The organism is Pseudomonas sp. TH39(2020), assembly GCF_016650715.1.
Classification (GTDB): domain Bacteria; phylum Pseudomonadota; class Gammaproteobacteria; order Pseudomonadales; family Pseudomonadaceae; genus Aquipseudomonas; species Aquipseudomonas mandelii_C.
Window position 1 is genome coordinate 389009 of the sequence record NZ_JAEKFF010000003.1, and the last position, 19527, is coordinate 408535.

17 protein-coding genes are annotated in these 19527 nt (G+C 56.0%); 8 read left to right on the forward strand and 9 right to left on the reverse strand.

Annotated elements, in window-relative coordinates:
• Positions 1–241 precede the first annotated feature (241 nt).
• From JFU47_RS04205 to JFU47_RS33005, 4 genes are read left to right on the forward strand one after another with little or no spacing between them, the layout of a single operon-like run.
• Complete coding sequence (locus JFU47_RS04205; protein WP_201181170.1) at positions 242–1858, forward strand: DUF1254 domain-containing protein; 1617 nt, start codon at positions 242–244, stop codon at positions 1856–1858.
• 35 nt (positions 1859–1893) lie between these two features.
• Complete coding sequence (locus JFU47_RS04210; protein ID WP_201181172.1) at positions 1894–3288, forward strand: DUF1254 domain-containing protein; 1395 nt, start codon at positions 1894–1896, stop codon at positions 3286–3288.
• 14 nt (positions 3289–3302) lie between these two features.
• The gene (locus JFU47_RS33000; protein WP_242485056.1) at positions 3303–3638 is read left to right on the forward strand and encodes a DUF1254 domain-containing protein; all 336 of its coding nucleotides are present in this window, start codon (positions 3303–3305) and stop codon (positions 3636–3638) included.
• A 29-nt stretch (positions 3639–3667) separates the two neighbouring features.
• Positions 3668–3844, forward strand: coding sequence for a DUF1214 domain-containing protein (locus tag JFU47_RS33005; RefSeq protein WP_342215346.1), 177 nt, complete (start codon positions 3668–3670; stop codon positions 3842–3844).
• 258 nt (positions 3845–4102) lie between these two features.
• Here JFU47_RS33005 and JFU47_RS04220 read toward each other — a convergent pair whose 3' ends face one another.
• From JFU47_RS04220 to JFU47_RS04240, 5 genes are all read right to left on the reverse strand, one after another.
• A complete protein-coding gene (locus JFU47_RS04220; protein WP_201181174.1) occupies positions 4103–4453 on the reverse strand; it encodes a copper-binding protein in 351 nt (116 codons plus the stop codon).
• Positions 4450–7608, reverse strand: a complete 3159-nt coding sequence (locus JFU47_RS04225; protein ID WP_201181176.1) for an efflux RND transporter permease subunit — start codon at positions 7606–7608, stop codon at positions 4450–4452. The genes JFU47_RS04220 and JFU47_RS04225 overlap by 4 nt, the downstream gene beginning before the upstream one ends.
• Complete coding sequence (locus JFU47_RS04230) at positions 7605–9089, reverse strand: efflux RND transporter periplasmic adaptor subunit (protein WP_201181178.1); 1485 nt, start codon at positions 9087–9089, stop codon at positions 7605–7607. The genes JFU47_RS04225 and JFU47_RS04230 overlap by 4 nt, the downstream gene beginning before the upstream one ends.
• The gene (locus JFU47_RS04235; protein WP_201181180.1) at positions 9086–10342 is read right to left on the reverse strand and encodes a TolC family protein; all 1257 of its coding nucleotides are present in this window, start codon (positions 10340–10342) and stop codon (positions 9086–9088) included. The genes JFU47_RS04230 and JFU47_RS04235 overlap by 4 nt, the downstream gene beginning before the upstream one ends.
• A 99-nt stretch (positions 10343–10441) precedes the next feature.
• Positions 10442–10783, reverse strand: a complete 342-nt coding sequence (locus tag JFU47_RS04240) for a hypothetical protein (protein WP_201181182.1) — start codon at positions 10781–10783, stop codon at positions 10442–10444.
• Positions 10784–11492: 709 nt separating this feature from the next.
• Between JFU47_RS04240 and JFU47_RS04245 the strand changes: the two genes are divergently transcribed.
• A complete protein-coding gene (locus tag JFU47_RS04245; protein WP_201181184.1) occupies positions 11493–12923 on the forward strand; it encodes an IS1182 family transposase in 1431 nt (476 codons plus the stop codon).
• 610 nt (positions 12924–13533) lie between these two features.
• On the opposite strand, the gene JFU47_RS04250 is transcribed toward JFU47_RS04245, so the two are convergent.
• Entirely contained in the window at positions 13534–14127 is a 594-nt protein-coding gene (locus JFU47_RS04250) for a CGNR zinc finger domain-containing protein (RefSeq protein WP_201181187.1), read from the reverse strand.
• Positions 14128–14253: 126 nt separating this feature from the next.
• On the opposite strand from JFU47_RS04250, the gene JFU47_RS04255 reads away from it, so the two are divergent.
• Positions 14254–15135: an alpha/beta fold hydrolase gene (locus JFU47_RS04255; protein WP_201181189.1), complete on the forward strand. Its 882-nt coding sequence runs from the start codon at positions 14254–14256 to the stop codon at positions 15133–15135.
• Positions 15136–15260: 125 nt separating this feature from the next.
• Positions 15261–15767, forward strand: coding sequence for a peptide-methionine (S)-S-oxide reductase MsrA (msrA, locus tag JFU47_RS04260; RefSeq protein ID WP_201181191.1), 507 nt, complete (start codon positions 15261–15263; stop codon positions 15765–15767).
• A 175-nt stretch (positions 15768–15942) separates the two neighbouring features.
• Here msrA and JFU47_RS04265 read toward each other — a convergent pair whose 3' ends face one another.
• The 3 genes from JFU47_RS04265 to JFU47_RS04275 form a co-directional block, all read right to left on the reverse strand.
• Entirely contained in the window at positions 15943–16206 is a 264-nt protein-coding gene (locus JFU47_RS04265) for a hypothetical protein (RefSeq protein ID WP_201181193.1), read from the reverse strand.
• A protein-coding gene (locus JFU47_RS04270; RefSeq protein WP_201181195.1) for an IS3 family transposase occupies positions 16203–17365 on the reverse strand; the annotation gives its coding sequence in 2 pieces (ribosomal slippage) (positions 16203–17110 and positions 17110–17365; 1164 coding nt in all). Before JFU47_RS04270 ends, JFU47_RS04265 begins: the two co-directional genes overlap by 4 nt.
• Before the next feature lie 150 nt (positions 17366–17515).
• Complete coding sequence (locus JFU47_RS04275) at positions 17516–18418, reverse strand: LysR family transcriptional regulator (protein ID WP_201181197.1); 903 nt, start codon at positions 18416–18418, stop codon at positions 17516–17518.
• 259 nt (positions 18419–18677) lie between these two features.
• Between JFU47_RS04275 and JFU47_RS04280 the strand changes: the two genes are divergently transcribed.
• On the forward strand, positions 18678–19436 hold the full coding sequence (locus tag JFU47_RS04280; protein ID WP_201181199.1) for an alpha/beta fold hydrolase: 759 nt from the start codon (positions 18678–18680) through the stop codon (positions 19434–19436).
• Positions 19437–19527 lie beyond the last annotated feature (91 nt).

The window sequence follows — 19527 nt, forward strand, 5'->3', positions numbered from 1 at the left end:
GAACGAGCAATGACAAATGATTGGCTATGCTTCATCTGCTGCCGCGAACTGGTCGAGCAGACTGCACTTTTTGTCCTCAACGTATAACTCCCTTCAGCGTCCACTAAAATTTAAGGCGTCATCTCCCATTTAGGGGCTATCAAGAGTTGTATGGCTGGTTGTTGTAGCGATCGAGAAGCTGGCGTGAAATCGCCGCGAGTGTGGCGAGGACGATTTTATCCATAACGATGGAGATGAAACTGTGAAACAACTCATCCAGCTCCTGACAGTCCCTGCAGCCTGCATTGTGCTGACACTACCCAGCTTGACTGCTGCGCAGGAGAGCCCCGTTATTCCCGCGTCGATCAGCACACCGGACAAAGTCGAGACGCGCATCGGCGCGCTCGACTTCAAGGACGGCATGCCGAGCAAGCAGACCATCGACAAGGTCTATGACAATCTGGACTTCACGCGCGCGTTCGAGGCGTTTGTGAACACCTACCAGGGCGTGAACATGGCCGCCATCCGCAAGGGCTTTCTGAGCATCGCGGTAAAAGACAACGAAGTAATCATCTGGTCCGAACTGATGGATGCCAAGTTGCTGTTTCTGACGACCAACGCCGATACCGTCTATTTCGGGAGCTTCATAGACATCTCAAAGGGCCCGATGGTGGTCGAGACACCGCCCAAGGCGCTGGGCACCTTCGACGATATTTGGTGGCGTTGGATCATTGATTTCGGCTTGCCCGGACCCGACCGCGGCGAAGGCGGGAAATACCTCATCCTGCCGCCGGGGTATGACGGTCCGCTGCCCGAGGGCGGATTCTATATCGCTCGCTCCCGCACCAACCGCGTGCTGCTCTTGGGCCGCTCGTTCATGGAGAAAAACGATCCGAAGCCCGCGGTCGAATTGATCAAGAAGACGACCAGAATCTATCCCTATGAAGCGGGTGGCGAGGGCACGAGCATCGCCGAGTTCCTGAGCGGCAAAGCTAAACTTGGCAAAATCACCCCCCCGCCGCCGCCTGTGTTCCACGAAGGCAGCGGCAAGGTAATGAACACCATTCCACCCAGCGATTTCAGCTACTACGAGATGCTTAACGAGGTGGTGCAACAGGAGCCTGCAACTGCGCTCGACCCGGAATTGATGGGACCGGTGGCCGCCATCGGCATCATCAAAGGCAAGCCGTTCAATCCCGATGCGCGGATGAAGAAGATTCTCACCGAGGCGGTGGCGCTCGCCAATGCCACCTCGCGCACCCTGTTTACGGCGCCTCGCGACCCAGCTTGGTACTACTATCCCGGATCGGGTTGGCAGAACATGCTGTTCTCCTCCGGCTACGAGTTCGAGACGCCGGTCCCGGAAATTACGCCCGAGGGCGTCAAGCCCTACCCGCCCACCGGCTACCGCCAGTTGGACGCGCGAACGTCTTTCTTCTACGGCGTCACCGGCATCACGCCCGCGATGGCCATGCGCGTGGCGGGCATCGGCTCGACCTACCTGTGGACGATGGTCGATGCCGACAAGCAGTACTTCGACGGCGCCAAGACCTACAAGGTGACGCTGCCGAAGGACATTCCGCAGGCGAATTTCTGGTCGTGGACGCTCTACGACACCATGACGCGCTCGATGCTCGACACGCCGCAGCGCTACCCGCGTGCGGGCAGCCAGAGCTATCCGTCCCCCGCAGCCGAAGCGGATACCGACGGCTCCACGACAGTTTACTTCAGTCCCACCCAGCCTACGGGTGTCAAACGGGGCAACTGGATTCAGACCATGCCGGGTAAGGGCTATTTCCCGATGCTGCGGCTCTACAGCCCGCTTCCACCGTTCTTCGCCAAGACCTGGCGGCCGAGCGAGGTCGAGGTGGTGAAATAGGCAGCTCAACAAAGGCGCATGGAAAGGAAACAATCATGAAAGCTATCAAACTCGTCGCCCTGGCGGCGCTCGTTGCGCTCGCATGCACAGGTGCCCGTGCTCAAACCAACGTCACTCCCGCGGAAGCCCGCGCCATCGCCAAGGAAGCCTATATCTACGGCTTCCCGCTGGTGGACAGCTACCGCGTCCAGTATGCCTACTTCGTGGATCGCGATAGTCCGGAATACAAAGCGCCCTGGAACCAGATCCGCAACAACCCTCACGTCGGCACGCCGGCGGACAAGGCGGTGCAGGCGATCAACACGGATACGCCCTACTCCTGGATCGGCATGGACCTGCGCGCAGAACCCCTGGTGCTCACCTTGCCGGTCATCGAAAGGAAGCGCTATTTCTCCGTCCAACTTATCGATCTCTACACCTTCGACTTCGACTACATGGGCAGCCGCACCACCGGCAACGATGGCGGCAGCTTCCTCGTCGCCGGTCCGGGTTGGAAAGGCGAAACACCCAAGGGCGTGAAGAAAGTGTTCCGCTCGGAGACCGAGCTCGGGCAGGTCTGGTTTCGCACGCAGCTTTTCAACCCGGGCGACATCGACAACATCAAGAAAATCCAGGATGGCTACAAGGTGCAGACGCTGTCGGCGTTTCTCGGCCAGCCCGCGCCCAAAGCAGCGCCGGCGATTGATTTCATCAAGCCGTTGACGCCAGAGCAGGAGAGGACGTCGCTTGAGGTTTTCAACATCCTGAACTTCGTCCTGCAGTTCTGCCCGACGGACCCGTCCGAGACGCAGCTGATGGCGCGTTTCGCCAGGATCGGTGTCGGCGCAGGGAAGACCTTCGATGTGAGCAAGCTCTCGCCCGAAATGAAGACAGCCTTCGAGCAAGGCAGGGCCGACGCCTGGGCCGACTTCGCGAACGTGAAGAAACAAATAGAAGAGGGGAAGGTGGGCTTCGGAGACATGTTCGGCAAGCGCGCACATCTGAAGAACAATTACCTTTACCGCATGGTTGCGACCCTTGGCCTCTACGGCAATACAAAGGAGGAAGCGATTTATCTGGGGTATTTCACCGATGGTGACGGCAAAAAGCTGGACGCTGCCAACCGTTACACCCTGCGTTTTGCGCCGGGCCAATTGCCGCCTGTCAACGCGTTCTGGTCGCTGACCATGTATGACTTCCCGGCCGAGTTGCTCGTCGCCAATCCGCTCAATCGCTACGTGCTCAACTCGCCGATGCTGCCGCAATTCAAGCGCGATGCGGACGGCGGCCTCACGCTTTACATCCAGAGCGAGTCACCTGGCAGTGACAAGGAAGCGAACTGGTTACCTGCGCCCAAGGGTCCGTTCGCGATGGCCATGCGCCTCTATTGGCCAAAGCCCGAAGCGCTCGACGGTAAGTGGAAGCACCCGCCAGTGAAGAAGGTGCAATAGGAAATGGACCGCTGATGCTCGAGACGCCACCTTTGTCTCTCGGCGTCATCGACGACAGCTGGTTCCGCTGGGCAACGGACACGGCCATTGTCACGCCAAACAGCGACACGCTGTATTCCGTCGTGTGGGCGGACCTGCGCGCCGAACCGATGGTGCAGTCGGTTTCGGCGGCGGAAAAATCGCGCTACTACTCGGTGATGCTTTGTGACGGCAACACCTTCAGCTACGGTTACATCAGCAGCCGCGCCACCGGCAGTGAGGCCGGCAAGTACCTGACCCAACTAGAAGGGCGCAACCCTGCGCTTTGCGCCGGACCAACTGCCGCCCATCAACGACCTTCTGGTCGCTGACGATGTATGGATTGCCGTCGAGCCTTTTCGTGGCCAATCCAATCAATCGCTACTTGCTCAACTCACCCATGTTGCCGCAGTCCAAGCGCGATGCTGACAGCGGGCTGAATTTGCTGATCCAGAACGAACCCCCCGGCAAGGACAAGGTAAGCAACTGGCTGCCTGCGCCGAAAGGTCAGTTCATGATGGCCATGCGTCTTTACTGACCGAAAGAGGAAATCGTGGATGGCAAGTGGACCCAGCCTCCGCTTCGTCATTCGCAGTGAATTGACCGCCAGCAGAAATTAGCGACGCAGTTGTTTCTGGTGGTGAATGACCGCTTGGGGTCGATTTCGGTCAGCCGGGACAGGCAGAAATCGGCCAGAAGCAGTCATTGAGCACTCTTCGGGCCTACCTCTTTTCCCGCCCAGTGGATTAACCGGTAGTGACCGGCGTTAGCAAGCATGCCGGTCACTTCCATTATTTTATTTTCTGATGGACACAATGGTGGCTTTACTGCCCTCTAGCCGAAAGGAAAACGTCACGCGGTCTCCGGCCGTCAGCCCTGTCAGTTGATCTTCCGCTACGGAAAAGGCCATGGTCATCGGCGGCCATTGCACGGCAGGAACAGCGCCGTGGGAGATAGTCACCGTGTGCTTCGTAGTATCGATAGCCTTGATCGTTCCGTCGGCGGTGGCTACCGGGGCCTGCTTTGTTTCCTGCTTCATCTGCATGCCCTCCATGCCGTCCATTTTCATGCCCGGCATGTCCTCTGCCAGGGCAGAAAAAGACAGTGTAACTACGGTGCTTGCAACGGCGATCAGGGTCAGTTTCATATGACTTTTCCTTGAGTGGTGGTGGTTTCAACTGGGAGGCGCCGGCGGCGCATCAAGCGGTAGGCTGCCGGAATGACAAACAGGGAAAGCAAGGGCGCGGTGACCATACCCCCGACCATCGGCGCGGCGATGCGGCTCATCACTTCGCTGCCAGTACCGCTGCCCAACAGGATGGGTAACAGACCGGCAATGATGACCGCCACAGTCATGGCCTTGGGTCGAACACGCTGCACGGCGCCTTCACGAATCGCCGCAACCAGACCGCGCTCCGTGCTGTCGCCGAGGTCTTCACGTTCGGCCCAGGCGTTCTTCAGGTAGAGCAGCATGATCACGCCAAACTCGGCGGAAACACCGGCCAAGGCGATAAAACCGACCCCGGTGGCGACTGACAGGTTGAACCCCAACAGATAGAGGAACCATGCCCCGCCAGTCAGGGCGAATGGCAGAGTGGCCATGATCAGCAAGGCCTCATCGAAGCGGGCAAAAGTCAGGTAGAGCAGCACGAAGATGATCAACAGCGTGGCAGGCACCACCAGCTTGAGTCGTGCGTTGGCCCGTTCCAGAAATTCGAACTGCCCTGAGTAACTCAGGCTCATGCCGGGCCGCAACTTGACCTGCTCATTGACGACCCATCGTAGATCAGCGACCACAGACGCAATGTCCCTGCCACGCACATCGATGTACACCCAACCTGAAGGTCGTGCGTTCTCGCTCTTGAGCATCGGTGGACCGTCCGTGACTTTGACCTTCGCCACTGTGCCGAGGGTGATCTGGCCCCCCAGAGGGGTGTAGATCGGCAATTGCTCCAGGGCGCCGAGCGAGTCACGCCACTCACGTGGGTAACGCACGTTGATCGGGAAGCGTGCGAGTCCTTCAATGGTCTCGCCGACGTTTTCACCGCCGATAGCGCCGGCCACGATGGACTGCACATCGGCGATATTCAGTCCGTAACGGGCGGCGACTTTGCGGTCGATATCCACATCGATATAGCGACCACCAGTTAGTCGCTCGGCCAGAGCCGAACTGACACCGGGTACGCCCTTGGCCACACGCTCGACCGCCTGAGTAGCGGCATCGATCTCCGTCAGGTTGGTGCCGGCAACTTTCACTCCGATGGGACTCTTGATCCCCGTAGCCAGCATGTCGATACGGTTGCGAATCGGTGGTATCCAGATATTCGTCAGCCCAGGGACTCGTACCACTCGATCCAGTTCTTCCACCAACTTTTCCTGGGTCATGCCAGGACGCCATTGCTCATGTGGCTTGAACTGGATCGTGGTTTCGAACATTTCCAGCGGTGCCGGGTCGGTGGCAGTTTCGGCGCGCCCCGCTTTACCGAAGACATGTTCGACCTCGGGCACGGTCTTGATCAGACGATCAGTCTGTTGCAGCAACTGCGCGGCTTTCTGCGCCGACAGTCCCGGCAAAGCTGAAGGCATATAGAGCAGGTCGCCCTCGTCCAACGGGGGGAGAAATTCGCCACCCAAGCGAGACATTGGCCATAGCGCACTGACAAAAACCAATAGCGCCACCAGCAGCGTGATCTTTGGTCGACGCAAGACTGCGTCCAGGGCTGGCTGATAGATCCGGATCAACCACCGGTTCAACGGGTTCTGATGTTCACTGGGAATTCTTCCTCGAATCCAGTAACCCATCAGCACCGGCACCAAGGTCACTGACAATCCCGCCGCTGCGGCCATGGCGTAGGTCTTGGTGAAAGCCAAAGGGCCGAACAGCCGTCCTTCCTGAGCTTCCAGCGTGAACACCGGAATGAACGACAGAGTGATGATCAACAAACAGAAGAACAGCGCCGGGCCTACCTCTGCCGCCGCTTCGGTCATTACATGCCAATGACGCTCACCCTTCAGTTCTTCCCCCGGATTTGCCGCGTGCCAGGCTTCAACCTTTTTGTGGGCGTTCTCAATCATCACCACAGCGGCATCGACCATGGCGCCGATGGCGATGGCAATCCCGCCCAAGGACATGATATTGGCGTTGATTCCTTGGTAACGCATGACGATAAAGGCAATCAACACACCAACAGGCAGGGAGATGATCGCCACCAGCGATGAGCGCAAGTGCCAGAGGAAGATCCCACACACCAACGCGACAACGATGAATTCTTCGATTAGCTTGTGGCTAAGATTTTCCACAGCCCGGTCGATCAGCTTGCTGCGGTCGTAGGTGGTGACGATTTCCACTCCGGCCGGCAAACTGCTTTTCAGTTCGTCGAGTTTTGTCTTGACCGCCGCAATGGTCTCGCGAGCGTTCTTGCCACTACGCAAAATCACCACGCCGCCGACGGTCTCGCCTTCGCCGTCGAGTTCAGTGATACCACGCCGCATTTCCGGTCCCAACTGGATCGTGGCGACATCGCCGAGGGTCACCGGCACACCTCCCGAACCCAGCTTGAGAGGGATCGCCCGAAAGTCATTGAGCGTCTTCAGATAGCCGGAAGCCCGCACGATGAACTCGGTCTCTGCCATCTCCAGCACGGCACCACCAGTTTCCTGATTGGCCTTGCCGATAGCCTCGGTTACCTCAGCTTGAGTGATACCTAGGCTGGCCAGTTTGAGCGGATCAAGCTGAACCTGGTACTGCTTGACCATGCCACCCACGGTGGCCACTTCCGCAACGTTGGGCAGGGTCTTGAGTTCAAACTTGAGGAACCAATCCTGAAGTGCGCGAAGCTGTGCCAAATCGTGTCCGCCACTGCGATCCACCAGTGCGTACTGATAGATCCAACCTACGCCCGTCGCATCCGGTCCCAACGCCGGCTTGGCGCTGGCCGGCAACCGACTTTGTATTTGGCTCAGGTACTCCAACACCCGCGAGCGCGCCCAGTACAGGTCGGTTCCATCCTCGAACAGAACGTACACAAAGCTGTCACCGAAAAAGGAATAGCCGCGAACCGTTTTCGCGCCTGGCACCGACAACATCGTGGTTGCCAGTGGGTAGGTCACCTGGTTCTCGACAATCTGCGGCGCCTGGCCTGCATAAGGTGTGCGGATGATCACTTGCACATCGGAGAGATCCGGCAGCGCATCGATGGGCGTGCTCTGCACCGACCAGACGCCCCAAGCCGTGACGAACAGCGTAGCCAGTAGCACCAGGAATCGGTTGGCCACTGACCAACGAATCAGGGCGGCAATCATGGCTGGCTCCCCGATTTGTCCAGCCGCTCTACACGCAAGCCATCATCGGTCTGGCTAACCGCAATCCGAACCTTGTCGCCCGTTTTGAGGCCCTGCATCAGCGCCGGACTAGCGAGTGGGAACGTCATCGTCATACCAGGCATTCCCAGCGTCTTGAAGGGACCATGGGCAAGCGTGACTTCTTTATCGTTGATCTCAACGATCTGCCCATCCGCTTCATGAAAGCTGGAGGCTGCTACGCGGGGTGGTGACTCTTCCTCTGAGCGGGCAACAATGCCCTTTAGACTAGCCTCCGAGTCGAGCAGGAACTGGCCAGAGGTAACCACCTTCTGGCCTTCTTCCAGACCTTTCACTATCGCCGTCTTGCCATCGCTTTCCTGCCCGAGTTGCACCTCCACGGGACGGTAGCGGCCCGCGTCTTCGGCGAGCATCACCAAGGCACGTCGGCCAGTGCGAATGACGGCTTCGCTCGGCACCCACAACACACTTTGCCCGTTCGAACGATTCAGGCGTACCTGTGCCGTCAAACCTGGCCTGAGGCGTCCGTCCGTATTGGGTAACTCGACACGTACCCGAAGGGTGCGGCTGTCCGGATTGGTCTCGGGCAAAATCGCGCTGACCTTGCCGTTGAGTATTGTCCCTGGGAAAGCTGGCAGACGCGCTTCGACTGCCTGTCCCACGGTGATCGATCCGGCATCCGATTCTGGTACGGCCACCGCTAGCCAGACACTACTCAAGCCATTAACGCGTGCCAGGGTGTCGCCGGTCGCCACGGTCATACCCGCGCGTACGTTCAACTCTTGCAGCACACCGGCAATGGGACTGGTCAGAGTCAGGTACGGCTGAACCTTACCGCCACGCTCTACCTGAGTAATCAGTGCTGCCGGCATCCCTGTGAGCCGTAGACGCTGGCGGGCCGCATCCAACAGGGCAGCATCCCCGTTGCGTTTCAGGGCAAGGAACTCTGTCTGAGCAGCGGCCCATTCCGGCACCAGGATATCCGCCAACGCCGCGTTGGCTTTGAGCACATCACCGGGAGCATGGGCATAGACCCGCTCCACAAAGCCAGTGGTGCGTGCCTGAATCACAGCGACATCACGTTCGTTGAACACCAAGACACCTGTCACGTCGAGGCTGGAATCAAAGATCCCACGGGTGACAGTCGCAAAACGCAGTCCGAGATTCTGTGTCAGACTCGGATCGATGCTGACGCTCGCACGGTCCCCTGCGCCGCTGGCGTATTGGGGGACCAGTTGCATGTCCATGAAGGGGGACTTACCCGGCTTATCGAACTTTTGTTGCGGGTACATGGGGTCGTACCAATACAGTGCTTTGCGTTCGCCCGGTGAATTGAGGCTCTGTTCCGGGGCGGTACCTGGCTCTCCGCTCATGCGCTGGTGAGCGAACCAGTAGCCACCGGCAACACCCAATGCCAGCGAGATGCCTACCAGCCATGCCCCGTTCCATTTTCTAAGGATCATTGGCTGGACTCCCCATATGCAAAATACAAACGCGCACTGGTCAACGCTCGCTGCTCTTCCACGTCGATCTGTTTGAGGCGGGCTTCGATGAGTTCACGTCGGGCGGCAACAACGGCGTTTAAATCGCCTTTGCCGGAACGATAACTGGCCATGCTGAGTTCGACCTTTTCCTTGGCTAGTGGTAACAGGCTTTCCTGGTTTCGGCGCACGGCACGATTCAGGCGCTCATAGTCAGCCAGTTCGTTCTCTAGTTGCTGGGTATGCTCGCGTGACAGAGCCTCGCGCTCAGCCTCTAGCTGGTCGAGTTCAGCTTGCTTGGCCGCAATCTTGGGGTTTTGACGCGACTCAGGAAACAGCGGTAGGTCCCAGGAAAATTGCACGCTGACCATATCGCCGAACTCACGGCCACGGCGCTGGTAATCCAGTTCCCAGCTCCAGTCCGATTGCTTCTCCGACACGGCTTCACGAACCTTGGCTTGCGCCTCGCGGGTCATCGGCGCAAACGCTGCCAACTCGGGATGGTGTTGCAGTTTATGGGAGTAGCTTGAGGTATCGACGGGCCAGTCCGGCAAGTTGCCCACAGGCTTGTCGTTGGCGGCGGAGCCAATCCAGCGTTTGAGGGCTGCTCGGGCCTGTGTTCTCTGGAGAATCAGATTGTCCTGTTGCTCCGCCAGTTGAGCTGCTTCCTGCTTGGGTGTCACCGCATCGGCGGGTTGAGCGCGGCCACCGGCAATCTGGGCCCGGACGGTATCGCTCAGCAGGCGGTTTTCTTTGTAGAAGTCCTGGAACAGCACATCTTTGCGCTCAACGGAGTAGCTGCTGATCCAGGCCAACGCCGTGGACTGGCGTACCTTCAGACGTTCGACTCGACGCTCCGCAGCGGCGCGATCAACAGCTGCATCGGCAACTTCAATGCGCGCTTTGCGTTTGTCGCTGCTGGGCATTTCTTGCCTGACCCCGACCATTTGCATGGTCATGAAGTCTTGGTCGATGCTCCAGCGATCCGGACCGCCAATGGGGTAGTTCTGCACACCCAACAACAGTTTGGGGTCAGGTAGCTCACCGGCTGGAATAGCCGCGCTACTGGCAGCCTGAATTTTTGCGTCTTGTGCAGTCAGCGACGGTGCATTGTTTTCGGCCAGCCGCAACGCTTCATCGAGTGTCAATGCGGCAGCGAAGCTCGGCAATGCCAGTACGCTTGCCGCCAGACCGGCCACGAGGGACCAGCCTGTGCAATAGCACTTGGAGTTCATGTTTACGATTCCTGTGATCATCCACTGCACGCGTCAAAAGACATGCGCGCAGCTAGTCCATCCCGCTAACGCAGAATGAGGCTCAATGTGGGACAGGAATCAAACGCGAGGCGGTCGCCATACCCCGGACGGGGGCTGTACTGGCAGGGAATCGATGAAGAAGGAAAGCACTACTGGGCTGAATACAGTTACAGGAGGCTTGAAGATTGAGACTTGCAGCATGCCGCCCGTCTTGCATTCCTGGCCGGGTTTACAGGGCTTTCCGTGCTCGGTAGGACTCTTCATATCGTTGCAGCAGTCCATCCCCATATCGTCCATCATCGCCATGCCCATCGTCTTCATTGGGCAAGGTTCTGTCGGTGCCTGAACGCCCGCCATCCCGCTGAGGGGAAGCGCCAGGCTAATCATGAAGATGATGCAAAACCGCAGATAGCGTTTCATGGGCTGGAGTGTAGTCGCTGCAAATGGCTCTTACAATTGAAAGCGGTCGACCCAATAGGCCTGCCAAAGGCGATAAAACACATCCTGAGTTAAGCCAACATTACCGACGCGAAATAAAGCTTCTGACACTCCGTTTCTAGATCTGCAAGTGGTTCAAAAACGATCAAGGCATCACTCAAGCCAATCCAGCCGAGACGGATTGCTTCGCCTGCACAGTTGCGTGGCTGGATTATCTCAGTTGCCATAGCATAAGGATAATGCTCACTGCCAAACCAAGTGTAAGGATTCCGATTCCAAGCGAAACTCCGATAAGCAGAGGACGTTTCCACAAGGCTCTAATCTCCGGTTTTCGATTACTCAACGAATATTGAATACAAGCATGAGAGCAATTACCAAGCCAGTTGGTAGGGTCAGGTATAGACACCAACGACTTTGCGATGAAATGGCCGTTTCAGGAAGGTAGATTCATATTGCTTCACGGAGAATTCCCCAAAAGTGGGGTGACTTTCCTTACATATGGTGCTGAGTTCCCGAGGATGGTGCAGGCATTGGGGCAATGGCTGACTTCATTCATTAGCTGTCCTTCACGAAGGGCAGCTTTGGGCCGACTGCGGCCCTTCGCTACAGGCAACAACCGGCCCAGAGTGTGTAAAAACGCCTTCGCGAACCCTTGCTATGATTTCTGAGGATTTCATCGCAGGGATCGCCCATGAAGCGCTTTATCCAAGGTGAACATCGAGGCCAAGGCACCTTACTTCCCGAGAGCCTCGACGACTACGTCAGCGATACCAATCCTGTGCGTGTAGTCGACGTCTTTGTCGACGAACTCGACCTGGTCAATCTGGGTTTTGAAGGTGCCATTCCAGCCGATACTGGCCGGCCTGCTTACCACCCCGCGATCCTGTTGAAGATCTACATCTACGGCTATCTCAACCGCATTCAGTCGAGCCGACGTTTGGAGCGAGAAGCTCAACGCGACGTCGAACTGATGTGGTTGACCGGGCGTTTAATGCCCGATTTCAAGACCATCGCCAATTTCCGAAAAGACAACAGCAAGGCCATCCGAGGCGTCTGTCGCCAGTTCGTTGTGCTGTGTCAGCAGTTGGGACTGTTTGGAGAAAATCTGGTCGCCATTGATGGCAGTAAATTCAAAGCAGTCAACAACCGCGACCGCAATTTCACCATCGCCAAACTGAAGCGGCGCATGGAAGAAATTGAATCGAGTATCAACCGTTACCTGGCGGCACTCGATGCTGCCGATCGGCAGGAACCCACAGCTTCCGAGCCCAGTGCCGTGCGGCTGGAAGAGAAAATCGCCAAGCTCAAAACTCAAATGAAGGAGCTTCAAGTGATCGAAATCCAGCTCAAAGAATCGCCGGATAAACAGGTCTCACTGACCGATCCAGACGCCCGTTCCATGATGACGCGCGGCACAGGAATCGTCGGCTACAACGTGCAGACAGCGGTCGATACTCAGCACCATTTGATCGTTGCACATGAGGTGACTAACGTCGGTTCCGACCGCGATCAACTCAGTTCAATGGCCAAGCAGGCCCGCGAGGCGATAGCGTCAGAAACGTTGTCGGTGGTGGCGGACCGAGGTTATTTCAAAAGCGAACAAATCCTGGCTTGTCACGATGCCGGCATCACCGCCTATGTGCCCAAACCGATGACCTCTGGAGCCAAGGCTGACGGGCGTTTCAATAACGATGCCTTCATCTATGACGCGGCAAAAAACGAATACATTTGCCCGGCTGGAGAGGCGCTGATCTGGCACTACTCCTACGTTGAAAAAGGCCTGAAGCTGCATCGTTACTGGAGTTCGAAATGCCAGGGCTGCGCGCTGAAAGCGCAGTGCACACCGAGCACGGAACGACGAGTTCGACGCTGGGAACATGAAGCCGTATTGGAGGAGATGCACCTTCGGCTGAGCAAAGCCCCGGAGATGATGCGAGTCCGAAAACGGACGGTTGAGCATCCCTTCGGGACGCTCAAGCAATGGATGGGTGCGACGCACTTCCTGACGCGAAAGCTGGCCGGGGTGAGTGCGGAGATGAGTTTGAATGTGCTTGCCTACAACCTGAAACGGGTCATGAAAATCATTGGTGCTAAGGGTTTAATGAAGGCGCTGTCGGCCTAAAAAAGGCTAGTTTTGGCCCATCCCAGAGGCTGTAAAAACGGCGTTGACGTGTTCTAGGTCGCGACCGATGCGACTCGCAGCATTGACCGTGTGATCGCTCAGCCAACGAACGTCAATGACCCAAGACGATCAGGTTATGAGCGTTTTTACACACTCTGGGCCAAAAGCAGTCATTCAAATTGCCTTCGGAGCCTTACCGAAATTGAATTATCTCGTGGGTAGCGGAAACCGGAACCTATGTTCATTGTCTACAACTGTCCAGCACATGGAGTGCGCACCTAACCCATAGGCAGGCAATGTAATGCCAATGACTTACCTTCCGCTCCAAATTTGGAATAAACACTGGCGACTCGATGGCGCCCTGGTTAGCTGCCGTTGCTGTGGGTTTGTCCAACACTTCACCGACTCTGCATCATTTAGCCATGAGCGAGGCTGCAAGGCTCTCCGCATACACGCCCAGTATCCCATTCGAGAACTTGGCGCAATTGTCGAACGAAAAATTCAAGATAAGACGTTTTGACGCGAGTCGACGCTATTGACGCTTGTCCGGCCCTCCCCTTGATGCAGGCTATCCTTAGTAAATCAGCGCTCCTTCATACAAGTGAAAGCTTCAGTTCACAACGCCCTGACGACGCTTACGGAACTCGGCAACCTTATGACGGTTCCCGCACAGTGCCATGCTGCACCACCGTCGTTTGTGCGACTTGGTGCGGTCATAAAACATCAGCGAACACTCTGGGCTTTCGCATTTGCGCACGAGATTGAAATCGCCCTCGGCCAGTAATTCAGCGGCAGCAAACGCGAGCTGACTCATCCTTCGATTCGCCGCGTCAGGCTCACGAAATCGATCCAAAAGCGGTTGCCCTGGTTGCTCCCATACAAGTTGAGGAACTGCCTGTCGCAGAAACGCATTCAGTGCCGCCGGATCTGCCGAGCGGCTCTCGCAACGGGCAGCGATCAAATTCTCAACGCAGTCACGCAGCGCGCGTAACTCACCCACCAACCGACCGTTTACAGCGACAGGTAACTCAGTGGATGAACCAAATCCGATTTGCTCAAGCCATCGAGCCGCGTCTTCATCGTCCGACAGAAGATCGCGCGTTTGGCCCTCGACCATCATTTTTGTGTTCAACAAATCGAGGGCCGGATGATCGGCCAGTATAAGCGGAGCAGGAAGGTTAAGTGACGGGTTAGAGGCAGTCATGGAGATCTCCCGAAATTCGATTGACCATTGTAACCCATAAAAACAGTTTGACCAGTTACAAAAATCGTGCACAATGGGAGCCAGTAACCATCAATAACTATTTTACCAGTTACAGGAGATCGAGCCATGACCTCGTCCAAGCACACCAACGTAGCTTACAAATTTGCCGAAGCAGACGGCGTCCGTGTTTTCTATCGCGAAGCAGGCGCTGCCGATGCACCAGTGTTGCTGCTGTTGCACGGGTTCCCGAGTTCGTCGCACCAGTTCCGCGACTTGATCCCTTTGCTTGCGGACAAATACCGCATCATCGCGCCGGATCTTCCAGGTTTCGGTTTCACTGACGTTCCAGCTGAACGCAATTACGTCTATACCTTCGATGCCATCGGCAAGACGATCGGTGATTTTGTCGATGTGCTGGGTCTCAAGCGTTACGCCATGTACTTCTTTGACTATGGCGCTCCAACCGGTCTGCGCCTCGCGTTGGCACACCCTGAGCGCGTCAGCGCCATTATTTCCCAGAATGGCAATGCTTACCTGGAAGGTCTGGGTGATGCTTGGGCACCGATTCGCAATTATTGGGCAGAAAAGACCGCCGAGAATCGCCAGGTGATCAACGATGCCATCCTGCACTTGGAAGGTACTCGCTGGCAGTATGTGGAAGGCGTGAGCAACCCTGAAGATATCGCACCAGAAGCTTACTACCTGGATGCACTGTTGTTGGATCGTCCGGGCAACAAGGATATTCAGCTTGATCTGTTCTACGACTATCAGAACAACCTGACGCTGTACCCAGCGTTCCAGAAGTTTTTCCGTGACACCAAGGTGCCAACCCTGGCCATCTGGGGCAAGGGCGATCCGTTCTTCATTCCGCCAGGCGCCGAGGCTTTCAAGCGTGATAACCCGAACGCGGTCGTTGAGCTTCTGGACACCGGTCACTTTGCACTTGAGACGCACGTCGAGCACATTGCTCAGCGGATCGTTGAAGTATTGGGCGACGCGATTAACTAAGCCGTAAGCTTTTCGGCGCGGAGCCCTGCCCCGCGCCGCAAAGGCACAGCCCACGTGATTCCTGAACTACCAAATACCCTGCGAGTGTGAACTCAAAGGGTTTTTTTTCGATGGGAGAGCTTGATATGACAACGCAAACTGAAACCGCCCTCCTGGCTGGTGGTTGCTTCTGGGGCATGCAGGATTTGTTAAGACGTTACCCTGGTGTGATTGTTACACGGGTGGGCTACACGGGCGGTGATGTGCCTAACGCTACCTACCGCAATCACGGCACACACGCAGAAGCAATCGAGATCGTATTCGACCCGAAGCAGATCAGCTATCGCCAGATCCTGGAGTTTTTCTTCCAGATACACGACCCAACAACGACCAATCGCCAAGGGAACGATATTGGCATGAGCTACCGCTCGGCGATCTTCTATCTCGACAATGAGCAGAAGTACGTGGCCGAAGACACTGTGGCCGACGCGAACGCATCCGGCCTGTGGCCTGACAAGGTCGTCACAGAGATCACGCCTGCAGGCCCCTTCTGGGAAGCAGAGCGAGAACACCAGGATTACCTCGAACAATTCCCTAATGGATATACCTGTCACTTCATTCGGCCAAATTGGAAACTGCCAAAACGGGGATGATAGTGAACAGGACTCTGATGCTGCATTGCGGGGGCTTAAGCGCTTCCGACTGTAGTCTCAGCAACGCACTTGATCCAAGGCAGGCGCGAATGTGTATTGGTAGATAAGCACCCGACCAACATCACTTCTGACCCTAGCGCTCAAGTGCGAACTGATCGCCCCAACCTGAATGCCCCTAGTAGGAATACTGCGCATCCAACAACATTTCGCAAATTGTATTGAGGCGCTTGGTATCCTTGAAGCGCCCTGCTGTGAGCAACTCGCCCAGAGCACCGCGCATGAAGTGATTAACAACCAAATTCTCGCTCGACATCTCTTTATCTCCACCATGAACAATGGCAGATCTCATGCCATAAACTTTTTTCGTTAGCTTGGCGAGCTCTTTACGAGCTGGAGCATCCTTGCCCACGATGAACGCGATTAAGTCTGTAGTGGTCAACTAATCCCGGACACGACGTTAAGTTTTTCCTCGGCCCGAGCTGGCGCCAGCCCACCGTTGAATTGGTGAGGCCGAATCCGGTTGTACCGATGCATCAAAAAATGGCTGATGTCGCGCTGTGCTTCCTGCGCAGTTCTGTAGCCTAAGGTCGGTATCCATTCAGTTTTCAAACTCCGGAACACTCGCTCCATCGGTGCATTGTCCCAGCAATTTCCCCGGCGACTCATGCTCTGGCGTATGCGGTATCGCCACAACCGCTGGCGAAACAACCGGCTTGCATATTGGGACCCTTGATCCGAGTGGAACAGCAGATCCGAAGGCCTGCCACGCTGCTCGTAGGCCATATCCAGGGCTCGGATCACGAGTTCGGCGTCCGGTTTTTCCGACAGTGCCCAGCCCACTATCCGGCGCGTGCAGAGATCCAGAACGACAGCCAAGTAATGCCACTTTCCTTGTGCCCAAATATAGGTGATGTCACCGCACCAGACCTGATTGGGGGCTGGCACATCAAACTCACGGTTCAAGGTATTCGGGATATCAAGTCTTTCTACTGTCGCTCGTTTATAGGCATGTGAGCCGGGTTGTTTACTGACTAAATCAAGCTCACGCATCAAACTGCGCACTTTGAATCGACCGAGTTGCTCACCATCTTCACGCATCAGTGACAGGATGCTGCGACTGCCCGCAGCGCTGCGACTTTGCGAGAACAGCTCACTGACCCGGCTACGCAACCGAAGCCGTTCAACATCGGGAGTGCGGCGCCGCAGGCGCTGGGCGTAGTAGCACGAGCGGGTGACTTCAAACACCTTACACAGCCAATCAACCGGCTCATGGGCACTCAACTGATCAATCAGCGCAAACGCTCGTGATCTTCCGACATCAAGAGCGCGGTAGCCTTTTTTAGTATGGATTTTTCTCGCTCAAGCCGAGCGATCCGGGCTTCCAGTTCCTGAATTTTCTGCTGCTCTGGGGTCAGCGCCTTGCTCTGCGGAGTGACGCCTTGGTGCTCTTTCTGAACCTGGTCAACCCAGCGGCGCAGCGCTGACTCACCAATGCCGAGTGAGCGGCTGGCTTCGATGTAGCTGTAGTTTTGCTTGAGCACGAGGTCAGCAGCCTCGCGTTTGAATTCAGCAGTAAAGGAGCGGCGTTGTTTGGTCATCTGACACCTCGATCTGGCGAGTATTCTCGCCTAAATGGGTGTCCGGTTTCATTAGACCACTACACTGACAACCTACTTGCACAGCAATTGAATCTGCCCAGCGTGACCAAGATCAGCCAAGCAAACGATGTAACCCCTTAGCTGGCTTGTTTACCAACATTGCATCGTGTGCTTCAAAAGAAAATCCAGCATGACACGTGTTCTAGAGGGTAGAAATTTTCGATTTGGATACAGCAACCAGGCTGCACCTGAAAAATTGCTCGGCGTTATAGAGCAATGTGGCAGCAGCTCGACCAGGGCACCTGATTTTAACGCGGGAGCTGCGAGCCAAATTGGCATGAGCGCGGGGCCCACCCCTGAAATTGCCAGTTCCCGCTGGGCTAAACCGCTGGAGGAAACAACGGCAGCTTGGGCTGATATTCGGTGCTCAACGCCACCCTCATCAGTAACTATCCAGAGCGACTGAGGTTGTGGATAGCCAAAAAGCACGTGCCGGTGATTTGCCAAATCCTCGACCACCGAGACAGTTGGGTGGTTACGAATATAACTGGGTGCCACACAGACGGTGTAGGCAGCATCAAACCACTTCAAGCGAACCATGTCCTGAGCCATGTGCGGGCTGACCCGTAACGCCAAATCCACTCGTTCAGCGATCAAATCCACATTGGTATCTGTCAGCAGTAACTCTAACTGGACGTCGGGGTACATCTCGATGAATTCAGGCACCAGCGGCACCAGACATGCTTGGCCAAAAGCGACTGAAGCCGTGACCTTGAGTATCCCGCTGGGCCGTTGCTCCGCGGATTTTACTTCGTCGCTTGCCGCATCGAGCTCCTCCAGCAGATGTGCAATCCTGGCTAAATAGGTACCCCCTGCTTCCGTTAACGATACCTGTCGCGTCGAGCGCTGGAAAAGCCTAACGCCCAGATCACGCTCTACTGACTGAACAATGCGTGATACGGCTGATGGGTCGAGGTCGCGTTGTTTGGCCACTTGGGAAAAGCTGCCAAGTCGCGCTATCTCAACCAGAACGCGCAGATGCTCATGATTCATTAATGACAAAAGCTCATAGGTGATGTTCTTTTTTCGTTGTTTATTGCCATTTATGCAATCTCTAGGATAACACCATCGCGCCTGCGTACTGGTTTTGACGATACCAATTCAGCCTCCTACTAAGCCGAGTGTGAGGATTGAGACTGGCAACCACATCGTATCCACCGGCCTTTTTCAGCCATTGGACTCGACGGTTCTTCTCATCCTCTAGGGTCGGTGCGCATTGGTTGCTCATTTTGATTTAGTCCCGGAGTTCCACATGTTCAAGCTACCCAAAAAAATAGTAGGCGCACTTATCGTGGTCGCTGCTTTTCCAGCGGCGGCCTCTTCGCTTCCACAGACTAAAGTTCACAACATCGTGTTGGTGCACAGCGCGTTGGTCGATGGGTCTAGCTGGAAAGGTGTTTATGATCAACTGACAAAAGACGGTTTTAAGGTCAGCATTGTTGCTCATACACAAACATCGCTTGCTGAAGATGTTGCAGCCACCAAGCGGGTGCTTGATCAGCAGGACGGCCCTGCGGTTCTAGTCGGGGCGAGTTATGGCGGATCAATCATTACTCAAGCAGGCGACCATCCGAATGTGAAGTCCCTGGTTTACGTGGCCGCAATGCAGCCCGATGTTGGCGAAAGCCTGGTCGATTTATCGAGCAAGATTCCACCGATCTCAACGCACCTATTACCTGATGCTCATGGTTTTCTCTCACTGGATCCTAAAGTCTTCCATGCAGATTTCGCCGCTGACATACCTAAGGCTCAAGCGGACTTTCTCGCTGCTGGGCAGATGCCGCTAGCTGTAGCCGCTGCCAGTGCAAAAACGACAGTTGCCGCATGGCATGACAAACCTTCTTACGCTGTGCTGGCGACTGAAGATCAACTCATCGATCCGAAGCTGCAGCGCTATATGTACACGCGAGGCAACGACAAGATTACAGAAGTCAAAGCCAGTCACGGCGTATTTCTAAGCCAGCCAACGCGGGTTGCCAAAGTTATCGAGAAAGCAGCTGCCGGCTTGTGATGGAGTGTGGAGCTTAACGGGTTATCACTCATCTCGAGTGTTAACTCTTTTGGGATTCTTGCCGAAAAGACAATTATGAATGTACCTAAGC